This window comes from Sinomonas humi, assembly GCF_000802235.1.
In the GTDB taxonomy this organism is placed as follows: domain Bacteria; phylum Actinomycetota; class Actinomycetes; order Actinomycetales; family Micrococcaceae; genus Sinomonas; species Sinomonas humi.
Genome location: NZ_JTDL01000138.1, coordinates 12641 through 28579 on the forward strand (window position 1 = coordinate 12641; position 15939 = coordinate 28579).

At 68.1% G+C, this 15939-nt stretch carries 16 protein-coding genes and 2 tRNA genes; 5 read left to right on the forward strand and 13 right to left on the reverse strand.

Going from position 1 to position 15939, the window contains the following annotated elements; all coding sequences use genetic code 11:
• The first annotated feature begins 10 nt into the window (after positions 1–10).
• Both LK10_RS14405 and LK10_RS14410 read left to right on the forward strand, forming a co-directional pair.
• Positions 11–844, forward strand: coding sequence for a thymidylate synthase (locus LK10_RS14405; protein WP_043125062.1), 834 nt, complete (start codon positions 11–13; stop codon positions 842–844).
• Entirely contained in the window at positions 841–1413 is a 573-nt protein-coding gene (locus tag LK10_RS14410; RefSeq protein WP_043125064.1) for a dihydrofolate reductase, read from the forward strand. The genes LK10_RS14405 and LK10_RS14410 overlap by 4 nt, the downstream gene beginning before the upstream one ends.
• Here the strand turns inward: LK10_RS14410 and LK10_RS14415 are convergent.
• Positions 1410–3095 (reverse strand): APC family permease, encoded by a 1686-nt coding sequence (locus tag LK10_RS14415; RefSeq protein WP_052207385.1) that lies wholly within the window; start codon positions 3093–3095, stop codon positions 1410–1412. The two genes, LK10_RS14410 and LK10_RS14415, sit on opposite strands and share 4 nt — an antisense overlap.
• 244 nt (positions 3096–3339) lie before the next feature.
• Between LK10_RS14415 and LK10_RS14420 the strand changes: the two genes are divergently transcribed.
• Positions 3340–3999, forward strand: coding sequence for a hypothetical protein (locus tag LK10_RS14420; RefSeq protein ID WP_043125067.1), 660 nt, complete (start codon positions 3340–3342; stop codon positions 3997–3999).
• Between the two features lie 82 nt (positions 4000–4081).
• Positions 4082–5209 (forward strand): aspartate-semialdehyde dehydrogenase, encoded by a 1128-nt coding sequence (asd, locus tag LK10_RS14425; protein WP_081998563.1) that lies wholly within the window; start codon positions 4082–4084, stop codon positions 5207–5209.
• 32 nt (positions 5210–5241) lie between these two features.
• Here asd and LK10_RS14430 read toward each other — a convergent pair whose 3' ends face one another.
• The 8 genes from LK10_RS14430 to LK10_RS14465 all read right to left on the reverse strand — a co-directional run bounded on the left by LK10_RS14430 (position 5242) and on the right by LK10_RS14465 (position 12309).
• The gene (locus LK10_RS14430) at positions 5242–6426 is read right to left on the reverse strand and encodes a winged helix DNA-binding domain-containing protein (protein ID WP_081998564.1); all 1185 of its coding nucleotides are present in this window, start codon (positions 6424–6426) and stop codon (positions 5242–5244) included.
• A gap of 18 nt (positions 6427–6444) precedes the next feature.
• Positions 6445–7509, reverse strand: coding sequence for a UDP-N-acetylmuramate dehydrogenase (locus LK10_RS14435; protein WP_043125070.1), 1065 nt, complete (start codon positions 7507–7509; stop codon positions 6445–6447).
• A gap of 23 nt (positions 7510–7532) precedes the next feature.
• The gene (locus LK10_RS14440) at positions 7533–7991 is read right to left on the reverse strand and encodes a MaoC family dehydratase (protein WP_043125073.1); all 459 of its coding nucleotides are present in this window, start codon (positions 7989–7991) and stop codon (positions 7533–7535) included.
• Complete coding sequence (locus LK10_RS14445; protein WP_043125075.1) at positions 7988–8437, reverse strand: MaoC family dehydratase N-terminal domain-containing protein; 450 nt, start codon at positions 8435–8437, stop codon at positions 7988–7990. Before LK10_RS14445 ends, LK10_RS14440 begins: the two co-directional genes overlap by 4 nt.
• Positions 8438–8446: 9 nt before the next feature.
• Positions 8447–8668, reverse strand: coding sequence for a hypothetical protein (locus tag LK10_RS14450; RefSeq protein ID WP_043125077.1), 222 nt, complete (start codon positions 8666–8668; stop codon positions 8447–8449).
• A gap of 12 nt (positions 8669–8680) precedes the next feature.
• Positions 8681–9589 (reverse strand): HpcH/HpaI aldolase/citrate lyase family protein, encoded by a 909-nt coding sequence (locus LK10_RS14455; protein ID WP_081998565.1) that lies wholly within the window; start codon positions 9587–9589, stop codon positions 8681–8683.
• A 445-nt stretch (positions 9590–10034) separates the two neighbouring features.
• Positions 10035–10544 carry a pyridoxamine 5'-phosphate oxidase family protein gene (locus LK10_RS14460; protein WP_231567784.1) on the reverse strand — a complete coding sequence of 170 codons (510 nt, stop codon included), beginning with the start codon at positions 10542–10544 and terminating at the stop codon, positions 10035–10037.
• Between the two features lie 58 nt (positions 10545–10602).
• Positions 10603–12309, reverse strand: a complete 1707-nt coding sequence (locus LK10_RS14465) for a glycoside hydrolase family 13 protein (protein ID WP_043125080.1) — start codon at positions 12307–12309, stop codon at positions 10603–10605.
• Positions 12310–12460: 151 nt separating this feature from the next.
• Between LK10_RS14465 and LK10_RS14470 the strand changes: the two genes are divergently transcribed.
• Entirely contained in the window at positions 12461–13708 is a 1248-nt protein-coding gene (locus tag LK10_RS14470) for an ROK family transcriptional regulator (protein ID WP_081998566.1), read from the forward strand.
• On the opposite strand, the gene LK10_RS14475 is transcribed toward LK10_RS14470, so the two are convergent.
• The 4 genes from LK10_RS14475 to LK10_RS14490 form a co-directional block, all read right to left on the reverse strand.
• Positions 13709–14755, reverse strand: a complete 1047-nt coding sequence (locus LK10_RS14475; protein WP_197061950.1) for an acyltransferase family protein — start codon at positions 14753–14755, stop codon at positions 13709–13711.
• Between the two features lie 10 nt (positions 14756–14765).
• On the reverse strand, positions 14766–15440 hold the full coding sequence (locus LK10_RS14480; RefSeq protein ID WP_081998568.1) for an SGNH/GDSL hydrolase family protein: 675 nt from the start codon (positions 15438–15440) through the stop codon (positions 14766–14768).
• A gap of 89 nt (positions 15441–15529) precedes the next feature.
• Positions 15530–15603, reverse strand: a tRNA-Met gene (locus LK10_RS14485).
• Between the two features lie 4 nt (positions 15604–15607).
• A tRNA-Thr gene (locus tag LK10_RS14490) sits at positions 15608–15679 on the reverse strand.
• Positions 15680–15939 lie beyond the last annotated feature (260 nt).

Here is a 15939-nt window from a genome sequence, read left to right on the forward strand (position 1 = left end):
CCCTAGATGCATGCCCACCCCGACGCGCATTGCCACGCCCTACGAGGACCTCTTGCGCGACGTCCTCGATCACGGAACCCACAAGTCAGACCGCACCGGAACCGGGACCCGCAGCGTCTTCGGGCGCCAGATCCGCTTCGACCTCGCCGAAGGCTTCCCGCTCGTGACCACCAAGCGAGTCCATTTCAAGTCGATCGCCGTTGAGCTCCTCTGGTTCCTGCGCGGCGACTCGAACGTGCGTTGGCTGCAGGAGCAAGGCGTCACCATCTGGGACGAGTGGGCGGACGACGACGGCGAACTCGGCCCGGTCTATGGCGTCCAGTGGCGCTCGTGGCCCACCCCGGACGGCCAGCACATCGACCAGATCGCCTCCGTCATGGAGTCGCTGCGCAGCAACCCGGATTCGAGGCGGCACATCGTCTCGGCGTGGAACGTCGCCGAGATCTCGAAGATGGCCCTTCCGCCGTGCCACGCGTTCTTCCAGTTCTACGTAGAGCCCGGCAGCGGTGGGGAGCCGGGCAAGCTCTCGTGCCAGCTCTACCAGCGCAGCGCGGACATGTTCCTCGGCGTCCCGTTCAACATCGCCTCGTACGCCCTGCTCACCCACATGGTGGCGCATCAGCTCGGCCTCGGCGTGGGCGACTTCGTCTGGACGGGCGGCGACTGCCACATTTACGACACGCATCTCGAGCAGGTCCAGGAGCAGCTCTCCCGCGAGCCGTATCCGTACCCGAAACTGAGCCTTGTGCGGAAGCCCGAGAGCATCTTCGACTACCGATTCGAGGACTTCGAGGTCGCCGACTACCGCCACCATCCCGCGATCAAGGCCCCCGTCGCTGTATGACTCAGTCCGGAAGCACCCAGCCGCAAGGAGTCTCTCCCCCTGACGCAAACGCCACGCCGGGCGTGGGCCTCGTCTGGGCGCAGAGCCGGGATGGGGTGATCGGTCGCAACGGGACCATGCCCTGGCACGTCCCCGAGGACCTCGCGCACTTCTCCTCCCTCACAAAGGGTCACCCCGTGGTCATGGGACGGCGCACATGGGAGTCGATCCCGCCGAAGTTCCGGCCCTTCGCGGGGCGCACGAATATCGTCGTGACCCGCCAGAAGGGCTGGGAGGCGGAGGGCGCCGTCGTCGTCCACTCGCTGGGGGACGGCCTCGCCCAAGCCGCGGCCGCGCCCGGCGGCGCACGCACTTGGCTTATCGGCGGCGGGGAGCTGTTCGAACAGGCCCTCGCCCTCGATGGCGTGGACACCGCCGTCGTCACCTTCCTCGATCTCGACGTGGACGGCGACACGAAAGCACCCGCCCTCGGCCCGGAATGGCGCCCTGTGGGAGCCGATCCAGGCGAGGACGGGTGGCGTGATTCGCGGAGCGGGATCCGCTACCGGATCATCGTGTTCCGCCGCTAGCCGACGGCGGGCCCAGCGGCGCGACGGCCGCCCGGCTCGCCTTCCAGCGCGTCGATTTCCTCGAACTCGAACTCGTCCTCGCCCACGGCAGCCTCGATGTCCTCGGTCTTCATCGCGAGGCCCACGGCGTAGTAGAAGATCACGAGGGCGTAGCCGATGACGAAGGCGATGTCGACCCACTCGGGGAGGATGTTCAGCGCGCCGGTCCCGTAGCGACCGAGGAGCCCGAGCACGAGCAGGCCGATGAGCCACGGCCAGATCCACGAAGCCGCGCGCCAGTCGAGGTCGCGGCGCTCGCGGAGGGACTTCGAGCGCCGCAAGGCGATCTCGAAGATGATCCGGCCGATGAGGATCGCGGTCAGGAGCTTCCAGATGGCCTCGAAGCCAGACCAGTAGATGATGAGGTTGGCCGCAACGAAGCCGAACGGGGTGAGGACCTTCGGCCACGGCACGCGGTACGGGTGCCTCCGGCTCTCATGCTGGCGGATGAGGGCTTCGAGCGAGACCGGGGCGAAGGCGTACATGATTGCCGTCGCATCGGTGACGAGGCCCACGAGGGACTGCCAGCTCGGGAACGGGAGCAGTGCGATGAGGCCGATGATGAACGCGATGACGAGCGACGCCCAGGGCACGCCGCGGCGGCTGACCCGCGTGAGGGCTGAGGGCAACGCGTCGTCCTCGCCGAGGGCGTAGGAGATGCGGGCCGACGTGCCCACGTAGACAAGGCCGGTACCGGCAGGCGAGACGACGGCGTCGATCAGGAGGATTGTCGCCAGCCATCCTGCTCCCGCGGCTATCGCAAGGTCGTAGTACGGCCCGTAGGCTCCAGCACCGAGCGGGTTGGCCCAGCCCTTGGCGATGTTCGCCGGATCCAGCGCCCCGATGAACGCGACCTCGAGCAGGATGTAGATCGCCGCTCCGATGAACATCGCGATGATGATGGCCCGCGCGACGTCCTTCTTCGGGTTGCGAGCCTCACCGGCCATCTGGGCGGCCTGCTCGAAGCCTTGGAGGGCGAAGACGACGCCGAGCGGCAGCGCCGCGAAGATGCCGTGGACGCCGTTGGGGGCAAAGCCGCCCCCGCCCTGCGTGAAGTTCCCGGGATGGAACCGCAGGAAGATGATCACGATGATCGTCAGGATCGGCACGGCCGTCTTCCAGATCACCACAACGACGTTGCTGTCCGAGAGCCACTTCGCGCCCATGAGGTTGATGACCAGGAAGAGGGCCAGCGCGAGCGCCGCGATGAGCAGGCCGATCGGCGTGAGCGTCGAATCCGGGTTCACCATCTTGAGGCCCGATGCCCACGGAGCGCTCTCGAGATAGGTAATGCTGCCTTCCACCTCGATCGGCGCGATCGTGACCGCCTGCAGGTAGCCTGCCCAACCCGCAGTGAACCCGGCAAGAGCGCCGAACGCGTAGTGCGGATAGCGGGCGGTGCCGCCCGCGACGGGATACGCCGCACCGAGATCGGCGTGGATGAGCGCCAGAACCACGAGGAGCACGGCCGCGAGGAGCCACGAGATGAGAGATGCGGGGCCCGCCGACTTGGCGGCCCCGAGCGCACCCAGCAGCCAGCCCGAACCGATGATGGATCCGAGGGAGACGAACATGAGCCCCCAGAATCCGACCACCCGTTTGAGGGCGTGGCCACGGTGGCTCTGGACGACTTCTTGGGTCATGTAGTCCACTCCTTGTCGCTTGCACTGCACTTGGATGCCGGGGCTGAGGACAGCCCCGCGCCTCGGGTGCGGGGCGGAGCGACCTCCGTCCACGTGCTCCAGATCACGACCTGCCCCCAGCGACCCTTTGAACGATAACGGTGCAACCCGAATGTGGAAAGGGTTTCCGTCTGCCGTGTCTTGGCTCGTCAGCGCTGATCCAGGGGCGCGGTCCGGGTGGCCGGCGGCGTGTAGGGTGGCGAGCGTGCATGCCGAGGCAGAAAAGGACGCAGAAGAGACCGCCACCCAGGGCACAGCCGAGGAGATCGGGCTCGGATTCGCCGAGCTGCTCGCGCTCCTCGCTTTGCAGGGCGGACCGAGCGCTCAGGCTACCGCGGAGCTTCTCGGCGTCATCGACTACGCCGACATCCCGGAGGTACTCTCCTCGGGCGCCTCTGCCCTCGTCGCGCGCCGGTTCGCCGAGGTCGGAAGCACGGGCGAGCTCCTGGTCGAGGGGCCTGTAGCGGGCATCGCCGCCGCGCTCGGCGACGCAGAACGCAGGATGGACCTCACCCTCGAGTCCCGCGAGTGGTCGGACCGGATCGTCCTGCTTGAGGCGCCCGGAATCGCCATCCTCCTGAGGCCCCGTGCCTACGGCACGTGGTGGGCGCTGCCCCAGCGAGCCGACCTCCCGCCGGCTGAGGCGACGTTCCAGCTCATAGCCGGCCACCTCGGCGAGCACCCGGACGGGCGGGTCCTGGTGGAGCGGCACGGCGTGGGCCAAGGCTATGCGCTCTCGGTTCGGGCGGCGCACGACGGCGGCTGGCTGCTCGGTGTGAAGATGCCCGATTCGGCGGATATCGCCGAGGACCCCGGCGACGACGCCATCCTCCTGACAGCCCTGCGCGCGGTCCGCAACGACTGACCGCCCCCGCCCGCTTGACCGCCCTCCTCGGTGTGAAGTAACGCGCAGCGGGAGCACCGCCGTCGCCCGTAAAATGGAAGGCATGACTTCTTCGGTGGGCTTTGTCGGCTGGCGCGGCATGGTGGGCTCCGTGCTCATGGAGCGGATGCAGGACGAAGGCGACTTCGCCTCGATCGACCCCGTGTTCTTCTCCACGTCGAACGCCGGCGGCGCCGCTCCCGCGTTCGCTGAGGGCGCGGGGCCGCTGCTGGATGCGTACGACGTCGAGGCCCTCGCCAAGCTGCCGATCATCGTGACCGCGCAGGGCGGGGACTACACGAAGAAGGTGCACCCCCAGCTGCGCGGCGCTGGCTGGGACGGCCTCTGGATTGACGCGGCGTCGACGCTGCGGATGAACGACGACTCGATCATCGTGCTGGATCCTGTCAACCGGAAGGTCATCGACGAAGGCCTCGCGACCGGCGTGAAGGACTTCATCGGTGGCAACTGCACGGTCTCGTGCATGCTCATGGGCCTCGGTGGGCTGTTCCGCAACAACCTCGTCGAGTGGGGCACGTCCATGACGTACCAGGCCGCCTCGGGCGGCGGTGCGCGGCACATGCGCGAGCTGCTCACCCAGTTCGGAACCCTGCACGGTGCCGTCGCATCCGAACTCGAAGACCCCGCGTCAGCGATCCTCGAGATTGACCGCAAGGTTCTCGCGGCCCAGCGCGGCGGTGTCGACGCGACGCAGTTCGGCGTTCCGCTCGCAGGCTCCCTCATCCCGTGGATCGATGCCGACCTCGGCAATGGCCAGTCCAAGGAAGAGTGGAAGGCCGGGGTCGAAACCAACAAGATCCTCGGGACGCGCGCCGGCGGTGCTATCGATCCGGTCATCATGGACGGCCTCTGCGTCCGGATCGGCGCCATGCGCTCGCACTCCCAAGCCCTCACCCTGAAGCTGCGGGAGGACCTCCCGGTCGCTGAGATCGAGCGGATCATCGATGCCGACAACGAGTGGGCGCACGTGGTGCCGAACGAGAAGCAGGCGTCCATGGACGAGCTGACCCCCGTGGCGGCGTCCGGAACGCTCGACATCCCTGTGGGCCGTATCCGGAAGCTCGAGATGGGGCCGGAGTACATCTCCGCGTTCACCGTCGGAGATCAGCTCCTGTGGGGAGCCGCGGAGCCGCTGCGCCGCATGCTCAAGATCGCGACCGGCACGCTCTGACACGAGCTGCTTCAACCGGCGCAGCACCTTCTTCAGCCGGCCCAGTACTTTTCGATCCGAGCCACGGCTCGGGCCATAGCGTCGGCCGCCGCGGGCGGGAGCTCCTCGAACAGCTCCGGCCGGACGCGGGGAGCGGCCGGGGTGCCCTCCTTGAGCCACGTTCCGACCGCTCGGCCGCCGAACGAAAGCATGGCCTTGAAGACACCGTTCACGCCCGGGATCAGCCGCTCGAGATACGGCGCCGGAATGGCCACGGATCGGTCCGGGTAACCGAGGGCAAGCTCGTCGTAGCCCGGCAGCGCGACAGCCGTGCGCGCACCCGCCCGCGAGTCGAGCAGCGACGCGACCTCGGGCGTGCAGAACAGCACCCGGCCCTCATTTTCGACCGCGACCACCTTCGCGGCGGCCGCGCGAAAAGGTCCTCTCACGCTTCCGAGCGGCTGGCCGATCCACCAGGCGAAGTCACGCTCGTCAACGGGTCCGTGTGAGGCCACATACCGGCCCGCGAGATATTCGAGGGCATCGTCCCCCGCGAGCCCCTCGCCCGGCGGCAACCACTCCTCGGCGAGCCTGAACTCCTGCTGCCGCCCTCGAAGCGGCCCCTGCACCAGAACCAACCTGTGGCTCAGGATCGACAGCAGATGGATCCCCCGCTGGCCGCCTGTGGGCTGGCCCGCCGCCTGAAACGCGTCGAACAGCTCCGCCCGAGTTAAGCCGTTTCCCCCACCAAGCCGTTCCTCGGCGACCTTCCGCACGACCGCCACGTCTTCCTCCGCGATCCCGAGCCCCCGGTGCCGAGAAGCGGCCGACCGCATGACGCGCGCCGAGGCGAGTTTCACATACGTGCGGACATCCTCGGCGAGGACGAGGAACAGCGTCCCCCGCATGGTCCAGGTGCGGACGACGGCGCCACTCGCCAAAGCTGCCGCGACGCCGCTCGCTGTGGCCCCGTCCGCCCGCACGCCGACGGCGAGCATTCCGGCCGGGAGGTCCTGACTCTGAAGCGCCGTCATCCGTCGCACTGCCGAGACGGGATCCGGCGACATCCGCAACGGCGGGGGAAGCGAGTCACCGGGCACGAGTCCCTGGGCGACAAGGCGGAGGCGAGCCAGCGCCGTCGTGCTTATCGGCGAACCTGTGCTTATCGGCGAACCTGTGCTTATCGGCGAACCTGTGCTTATCGGCGAACCTGTGGGCGAAACGGAATCCGTCGGCATCCCTTCATCATCGCGCGTTCACAGCGCGAGCCCGATGAGAAGCGGCTCGTTCGTCAGCTCGATGCCGAAGCGCGCTCGCACCCCGTCGCGCACCTCTCGGGCGAGAGCGAGCAGGTCCTTCGCACTCGCTCCCCCGCGGTTGGTGATCGCGAGTGTGTGCTTGGTCGAGAGCGATGCGCGGCCGCCGGTGACGCTGTCGTCCTCAAGGCCGTAGCCCTTGTGGAAACCGGCCTGCTCGATCAGCCAGGCCGCCGACGTCTTCACGAGACCCTCCCCAGCCGGGTACCGCGGCGCCTCGGAAGGCAGCGACCTAGCCGCTTCGAGGGAGAGGATGGGGTTGGTGAAGAAGGAGCCGGTCGAGTAGGTGTCCCGGTCGTCGGCATCGAGCACCATGCCCTTGGACCCTCGGAGCCGGAGGACCTCGCGGCGCACGTCGAGGGCTGAGGCCCGCTGCCCGGGCTCGACGCCGAGCGCCCTCGCGAGCTCCGCGTAGCGGACCGGGGAGCTCATCCGGCCGAGCGCGAGCTGGAAGTCCACCCGAAGCACCACGTAGCGGGGCGAGCCCTCCCTCGTCGTCTGCTTGAGGAGGGAATCCCGGTAGCCGAACTTGAGCTCAGACGGGACAAAAGTCTTGACGGCGCCCGCCTCGCGGTCCCACGTGCGCACCTGCCAGATGGTCTGGGAGACGTCCGAACCGTACGCCCCCACGTTCTGCACTGGCGTGGCACCCGTCGATCCGGGGATGCCTGAGAGCGCCTCGACGCCACTCCACGCGTGGTGCACGGCGTGGTCCACGAAGTCGTCCCACGGATGTCCCGCCTGTACCCCGACGGAGACGCCCCCGCATGCGTCTGCGGAGTCAACCTCAAGGCCCTCAGACGCGACCTTGAGCACCGTTCCTGGGTAGCCCTCGTCCGCGACGAGCAGGTTCGAACCGCCGCTGACAATCAGAAGGGGCTCGCCGGCGTCGTCCGCGGTCCGAACGGCGTCGACGATCTCCGCCTCCGTGCGGGCCTCCTCGAAGCGGGCCGCGGGGCCGCCCACGGCGGAGGTGGTCAGGGAGGAAAGGAGGGTCTCGCTCACCGTCCCAGCTTAGTCGGACCGTCTCACGCGAGGCGGACGACCGCTTGGGCCTTGGTCAGGACGCGCTGGCCCGCGCAGGTGACGGCCAGATCGACGCGTGCGGTGCGCGCGTCGGCGTCGAGCGCCCCGATGGTTCCCACAATCTCGAGGACGGCGCCGGGCTCGTCGGTTCCCGTGGTGTCGGAGACTGGCACAGGCTTGGTGAAGCGGGTCTGGTAGTCGACGACGGCCCCCGGGTCGCCCGCCCAGTCCACGACGAGCTGGACGGCGGCGCCCATCGTGAACATGCCGTGGGCGATCACGCCGGGAAGCTCAACGCCGACTGCGAAGTCGTTGTTCCAATGGATGGGGTTGAAGTCGCCGGAAGCGCCGGCGTATCTGACGAGGTCTGCGCGTGTCACGGCAATCTCGCGCCGCCCGATCTCGAGCCCGGTCTCCAGCTGTTCGAACACCGGCGCTGCGGCGAATCCTGCAGTGGTCACTGGCCCTCCCCCCGGACAAGGATGGACGAGGTCGTGGTGGCGACCTTCTCCCCCGACTCGGACGCGATCTCGGCGCGAGTCGTGATCATCGCACCACCCCCCATGGCGCGCACGTTGTCGACGTGCAGCTCGGCCGTGAGGCGATCGCCCGCCACGATCGGTCGGTGATGCGTGAAGCGCTGCTCGGCGTGGACGACGCGCGAGAAGTCGATGCCCGAATCGGGATCCGCGATGAGCTGGGCATCGGCGCGCTGGGCGACGATGATCGCGAACGACGGCGGCGCGACCAGGTCCGCATAGCCGAGCGACTTCGCGGCCTCGACGTCGAAATGCGCCGGATTCCCGGCTTTGACGGCACGGGCGAATTCGCGGATCTTCTCGCGGGCGACGTCGTACGCCTCGGCAGGCGGGTAGACGCGACCCTGCAGGTCGGGGTTTATGGCCATGGAAGAAGCCTATCCTCGGAGGCGACGGCGCATCTCGCGCGCCCGGATGCCGATGCCAAAAAGGTGCGCGACGATGCCGACGGCGATGATCGCCAGTGACACGAAGAGGAGCCAGACGACGTTGGCGAGGTTCGCGACAATATTGCAGATGATTCCCACGCCCAGGAAGGCCATGCCCGAGAGCACGACCTTCCTGTAGAGCGGAGGGGCCGTCTCCCAGAAGTCGTTCACGCGTTCCCTCGTTCAGGCCGGCTGAACGCCGAAGGCAGTTGCGAGCTTCATGATCTTCTCGGCGCGACCGAGGCGCGGGAGATCGGAGCCGTCGCGGATGACGCGGCCGTTCGCCTCGAAGTCCCGCATGAAGTCGGAAGCCCACGCGACGTCGCTCGGCGTCGGGCTGATGACCTCGTTGATCACCGTAGTCTGATCGATCGCGAGGCACAGCTTGCCCGTCATGCCCATCATGACGGTAATGGCGCTCTGCTCCCGCAGGATCGGGTGGTTGGTGCCCACAGTCGGCCCGTCGATGGGTCCAGGAAGGCCGCCCACGCGGCTCGCGACGACGAGTTTCGCTCGCGGGTACGCCATGGCTTCCGGGGTGGCCGCCATGCCCGTATCGCGGCGGAAATCGCCCGAACCGAATGCGAGGCGGAACGCTCCTTGAGCCTTGGCGATGTGATTCGCCTCCTCGATCCCCACGGCCGACTCGACCAACGGGATCACGGGAGTCTTGCCGTCCATGCGGTGGTAGCTCTCCGTGACCTGATCCGAGGACTCGGTCTTGGCGAGCATGACGCCGAGCAGTCCAGTCGTTCCGCGCAGGCCCGCGAGGTCATCGGCCCAGAAGGGACTCGTCGCATCGTTGATGCGGACCCAAGCCTGGCCGCCGTCGCGCATCCAGCGGATCACGTTCTCGCGGGCCTCGCCCTTGTGCGAGGGATCGACGGCGTCCTCGATGTCAAGGATGACCGCATCCGCCCGCGAGGACGAGGCCTCGGAGAAGATCTCCGGCCGCATCGCGTTGACCAGCAGCCATGAGCGAGCAATCTCGGGATTCACGCTGCGGGCTGGGCGGGAGGAATCGGCGCCGGTGGGGCGGGAGAGATCAGCCCCGGTGGGGCGCGGCGATTCGGCGGCGGTCGTTGAGGTCATGGGTCAACGGTATCCCCCGCGCGCGCCCGTGGCACATCGAGCAGCCTCCGGGGGCACGCGGCGCGGGTTTCGTGCCGCCCGCGCCTGCCCCCGTCCTTATGCTGATCACCCTAAATGCTGAGCGCATACCTCGAATTCCACCCGCCGCAGGCCTCCCACCAAGTGATTCCCGATCGCATGCCCGGGGCATGCACTGTGGACAGCGTCCGCAGCGAGGGACCGCCTTTTTCAGGGCCGGAGGTTGCATCTTCCGCGACGGTAGATTCGGCAATCTGGGGCTCGACATCAGCCATGGCTGTTCTCCTGATACTTCTCGGGATGGTCGAAGAATCGCTCCCCAGCGCTACGATCCAGTACCAGTGGACTACGGCCAAATTATTATGTCAAGCGATTTGATAAATTGCTCAGACCTCTGCCCTGAATGGACTCGGCCTAGAGAAAATCCCTAGGCCAGGAACACCTGACGGCCGGTCAACTGCCGAGGAACGAGCCTCACAAAGCGGTCACGAATGCCCCCAGCCCATGGCTCCTCGACGGCCAGTCCGAACAGCTCGGTGAGGAGGCCAGAATCCTCGACGGCGCTCGCAGTGCCCGAGACGAGCACTGACCAGCCGGCCTGCGCATCGGGTCGTGCGGAGTCGATTTCGAAGGCTGCGCCTTCTTGTGGGAGGGCGGCAGCGATCACTCCTTCGGCGGAGGTGCGGAAGTAGACGCTGCCCCTGTGGACTGCGTAATGCACAGGGAAGACCTGGATACGCCCTCCATGGGTGAATGCGAATCTTCCAATGCCAGACGATCCGAGCAGCGCCCAGCACTTCTCCTCGTCGAGCTCGAAGTCCTCGTGCCGGACACCGGGTCCGTAGTCCCCAACCGTGGGCATGGCCGCCTCCTCGCGCGTCACGCCCCAGCCTGCCATGAGTGAGGCGACGAGTGGAAGGACCTTAGTCCCTTCCACTCGTCGCCTCAAAGAACACGACCGGCAGACCCGCGGGCAGCCGGCGGAGTCGCAGCTGTCAGCCGGCTACGCGGACCCACGCGGTCGCCTCGCCGGGGAGCTTGCCGCCCTCGACGTCGGCGCTCGCGAGGAGAACCTCGCCCTCGGGCAGAACGACGGGGGCCGTCCCGAAGTTCGCCACAACGTGCCAGCCGCCGGGCCGCACGAAGTGCAGCACGTCGCCGTCGGCGGAATCCTGCCAGCCGAGCGACCCAGCGGCCTGCAGCTCGTGGCGGAGCTTGAGTGCGCGCCGATAGAAGGAAAGGGTCGAGCCGGCGTCGGCTGCCTGGACGTTCGCCGCGTAGTCCGCGAACCACGCGGGCTGCGGGAGGTGCGAGCCGTTCGAACCGAAGCCGAACGAGGAGCCTTCCGCTGGCGCTGCCTCCCACGGGAGCGGCACGCGGCACCCGTCGCGGCCCACCTCGACGCCCTTGTTCCGGAAGAAGGTGGGATCCTGACGGTCCGCATCCGGAATCTGGCCGACCTCTTGGAGGCCGAGCTCCTCGCCCTGGTACAGGTAAGCCGAGCCCGGAAGCCCGAGCATGAGCAGCGTCGCAGCCTTCGCGCGGCGCAGGCCCCGCTCGGCGTCGACCTCCGCCGGGTCGCCGCCCTCGAGCAGCCAGTCCTTGCCGTCGGCCCCGGAGCCCTCCTCGCGCCCACTGCCCTTGGGGAGGCCGTAGCGCGTCGCGTGGCGGACGACGTCATGGTTTGAGAACACCCAAGTCGAGGAGGCACCCGTGGCGGCTGCTTCCGCGAGGTTCTTGCTGATGATCGTCCGGAACTGCCCGGCGTCGAAATCGGCCTTGAGCAGGTCGAAGTTGAACGCCTGGCCGAGGCCCTCCGGCGATGCGTAGCGCGCGCGGCGGTCTGCGTGCACCCAAGCCTCGGCGACTGCCGTGCGCGGCGGGTTGTACTCGTTGAACACCTTGCGCCACTCGGCGTAGATGCTGTGCACCTCGTCGCGGTCCCAGAGGGGATGCTCGCCCTTGCTGAACAGGTCTGCGCGGTGCAGCAGTTCGAGGCTCGGAAGCTCCGCATCCATGTCCTTCTTGAGGGCATGTGCAACGTCGACCCGGAATCCGTCGGCCCCGCGGTCGGACCAGAACCGGAGGGTCTTGAGGAAGTCCTCATGGACCTCGGGGTTGTCCCAATCGAGGTCCGGCTGCTCCTTCGCGAACAGGTGAAGGTACCACTGTCCCGGCGTCCCATCCGGTTCGGTCACGCGCTCCCACGCGCTCCCGCCGAACATCGAGGTCCACTCATTCGGGGGCAGTTCGCCGTTCTCGCCGAGGCCTTCGCGGAAGATGTACCGGCCACGGGCGGCGGAACCTCTCGGAGAGGCCAGGGCCTCCTTGAACCACTCATGCCGGTTCGAGGTGTGGTTGGGGACGATGTCCACGATCACCTTGATGCCGGCGCCGTGGAGAGCGGCAGCCATTTCATCGAAGTCCTCAAGGGTGCCGAGGCGCGGGTCGACGTTGCGGTAGTCGTCGACGTCGTAGCCGCCGTCCGCGAGGGCCGAGGGGTAGAACGGGCTGAGCCAGACGGCGTCGACCCCCAGCTCCTTGAGGTATTGGACCTTCGACGTGATGCCCTTGAGGTCACCGAGGCCGTCCCCATTCGAATCGGAGAAGCTGCGGGGGTAGATCTGGTAGACGGTCGCCTGCCGCCACCAGTGGGCGTCTTGGGCGGTGGTGTCCGGTGCGGACTCAGCAGGGGTGGACACGAGGTCTCCTTGTCATGGAAGAACGTTGTGATGAAACGCGGACGAGAGATGGCCCGGAGAGGAGTGACCTTCAAAGCCGAAGGGAGATAATTTAGAATCTAAATATAGCTCGCGTCACCATTATTGTGTCGCGGCAGGAGGAGGTCAAGCGGTGGAGGGACGAGCCGGGGATCGGCACGAACGGAGCGGGCGCGAGCGCTCCGAGCCAGCATCCGTCGGGCCGCACGTCGTGCGCTTCGTCACTGCCCGCACCGTGCTTGCAGCCCTTCGCGGCGGTGGCCCCTACACCGTGACCGAGCTCGTCGAGCGGACCGGCCTCACGCGGGCGACCGTCATCGCAGTCTGCGAGGACCTCGTGAGCCGCGGCTGGGCAGAGGAGCAGGACCCCGAGCGGGCCGGCCCTCAGCGCGGCCGCCCGCCGCGGAGCTTCGGCTTCCGAGCCGACGCGGGCGTCGTCGTCGGACTCGACATCGGTGCCCACAAGACGACGGCGCTCGTCGCCGACCTGCGTGGGAAGATCCTCGCGACCGCGTCCGGGGGGCTCCCCCGCGGGCGCCAGTCAGCCGCGGCGCGCCTCGACGTCGTGAGCTCAGTAGCCCTCGCGGCCCTCCAGAACGCCGGCCGCGGGCCGCGCGACGTCGTCTCCGTCGGCGCGGGCGTCGCGGCACCCGTGGACCGCAACGGGCACGTCGCGGAGGGCTCGGGGTTCTGGGAGATGTTCGACGTCGGGCTCGCGGCCGCGCTCTTCGATCGGCACGGGTGGCACGTGCTGCTCGAGAACGACGCCAACCTCGCGGCCCTCGCCGAGCAGTGGCGGGGCGCGGCTCAGGGCCTCGACGATGTCGCCGTCCTGCTCGCCGGCGAGCGCCTCGGCGGCGGGATCATCGAGTCCGGTCGCCTTCTGCGCGGGCGGAACGGCGCCGCCGGAGAGCTCGCGTTCCTCCGGCTCGTCGACGGCGCCGTGGGACCGCACGGCATCGCGCAGCTGGCCCGTGAATGGGGCGCGGACGCCGCGGCGCAGCCGAAAGGACTGGGCGGCCTGGCTCCAGCCGACGTCACCGCCGAGGCAGTCTTCGCGGCGGCCGACGACGGCGACCCTGCCGCGGCGGCCGTCCTCCACCGTCTCGAGGACCGGATGGCACGCGTCGTCGCCGTGCTCAGCACGCTCCTGAACCCCGAGCTCGTCGTCCTGGGGGGCGCGATCGCCCCAGCCGCCGCGCGACTGCTGCCGGGGATTCGCGCCGCGCTCCCCGAGCTGACCGAGACGCCCGCCGAGATCGAGGTCTCGGAACTTGGAGGCGAGGCGGTGGCGCTCGGCGCCGTCAGGCGGGCGCTCGACGACGTGGCCGAGCGATCGCTCGAGATTGCCTTGCCGGCCGCGAACAACCAGGCGCGATAGTCAGGCCAAGGACTTGCGCAGCCGGGCGATGAGCGGTTGCGTCACGCGATGGGCGACGACGGCGAGCACCAGCGAGATCGGCAGCGCGAGCCACCCGACTTCAAGCCAGTCAGAGTGGTTCAGGACGCCGAGGATGCACAGCACCGGGTAGTGCCACAGGTAGATCTCGTAGCTGACACGGCCGAGGGAGGCGAACGGTCCCACCGAAAGGATCTTGTGAAGGAGCCCCTGGGGACCCCGCATGATGCCCAAGACAAGCAGCAGGGCACCGAGGTCCGCGGTCAGGACGTCGAGGGTCGAGAAGGGTGCCATGGAGGACCGCAGCACGCTGAGCGCGAGGAACGCGAGGCCAGCCAGCCCAACCCATCGGCCGACGGAGAAGGCCCTGCGCTGCAGCACAAGGGCGAGAACGCAGCCAGCCATGAGCCCGCAGGCACGCAGGATGAAGGAGACTTCGGCGGACTCGGCCTCAGCGACGAACGCGCCGACGGCGAGTCCCGCTGCGGCGACGGCCGCAGCCACAACTGCCCAGCGCCGTCGTCCGCGCAGCAGCAGGAGGAGCGCCGGGGGCCAGAGGAAGTAGAACCACTCCTCCACCCCGAGCGACCACGTGTGCTCATAGGGAGAGAGCATGGTCGAGCCGGACTCGGCGCCGACGGGCATGAGATAGAACAGCGATAGCCCAGAGCCGCTGAGGGCGGTCTTCACACCCATCGTCACCGCGATCGGCACGAAGACGACGGCGAGCATGAGCAGGAGAGGCGGGTACAGGCGGACGAGGCGTCGAGTGTAGAAGCGGCGGAACGAAACCGTACCTGTGGCCCTTCGCTCCTGCACGAGAAGCGTGGTGATGAGGAAGCCCGAAAGCACGAAGAAGACGTCGACACCGCCTGCCCCGCCGAAGTGGGCAGGCATGACGGCGTGGTAGACCGCGACCAACACGATTGCCAGGGCGCGCAGCCCGTCGAGCGCCGGAATGTAGCCGAGGCGGGGAGGGCGCACGCCTTGGGCAGAGGACTGGACGGGTAACGTTTGAGTAACGGTCATCATTGCCAGTCTAACGGGAGATGGCGGCGTCCAGCGCGCGCCCCAGCGCCTCAGCTCCCGCTTCCGTGGGATGAATTCCGTCGAGGGACATTCCCGCTGCGTACTGCTCCCCGTCACGGACCGCTGCAGGAGCATCGACCCATTCCCACTTGTGGGCCAGCACGAATGCCTTGAGCGAGGCGTTGTACGCTGCCGTCGCCGCGGGGGCGGAGTTGCGGGGCGGGATCGCCGAGACGACCACGCGCGGCGCACCGACGGTCTCAACGATGCGCGCGATGTTGGACTCCGTCACGGCGAACGGCACACCCTGAGCGAGGTCGTTGGTTCCCGCGATGATGACGAGGACATCCGCCTTGACGGGTTGCACATTCGCCGCCATGCGCGCCGTCGTCGCCCCGCCCGCGGCCCAGCCGCCCGCGAAGAGGTCGAGCGGGGAGCGCGCGTACGTCACCCACGAGAGGCTGCCGGTGAGACCGACGCTGAAGTCAGGACTGTTGCCCTGGGTGATGGAGTCCCCGACCGCTGCAAACCTGACAACCTTGGGTTCCGATGAGGGCCACGTCGGCCCCGCACTGTCCGGGAGGCTGCGGATGGCACCCACGCCTACGACCACGCCCGTGAGGACGGCGAGCGCCGCCCACGCCATGAGCCTTCTGCGGCCGAGCCTGTTGGTCCCCTGCGGCATGTGCCCCCTGCCAGTCGAGCGCCCTGGACTGCGCCAAGAATACTCCGGAAACACGACAAAGGCCCCGGTCTCCCGGGGCCTTTGGGCCGTAGCGGTGGGGAGGCTCGATCTCCCGACCTCACGATTATGAGTCGTGCGCTCTAACCAACTGAGCTACACCGCCAGAGAGCCCCCCACGGGAATCGATCCCGTGACCTCCATCTTACCAAGATGGCGCTCTACCACTGAGCTAGGGGGGCAACAGACAGATACTTTACCGGAAGCGGGGAGCCCCCGACAAATCGCAGGCAGGCGGCACGGGGGACGCCCTGCGAGGGCATCCGAAGGGTCCGAAACGAAGGCCTAGCGACCCCTCAGATACGACGAGGTCCGGCTGCATCCCCCCAGCAGGTTGCAGCCGGACCTCGGTCGCGGCAGCGCGGGAGTCCGCGCTTCCGCTGCCCACCCCCGACTATCTTGACACGATAAGACCTATCTTGTCACTAGCTTTGACTAGATA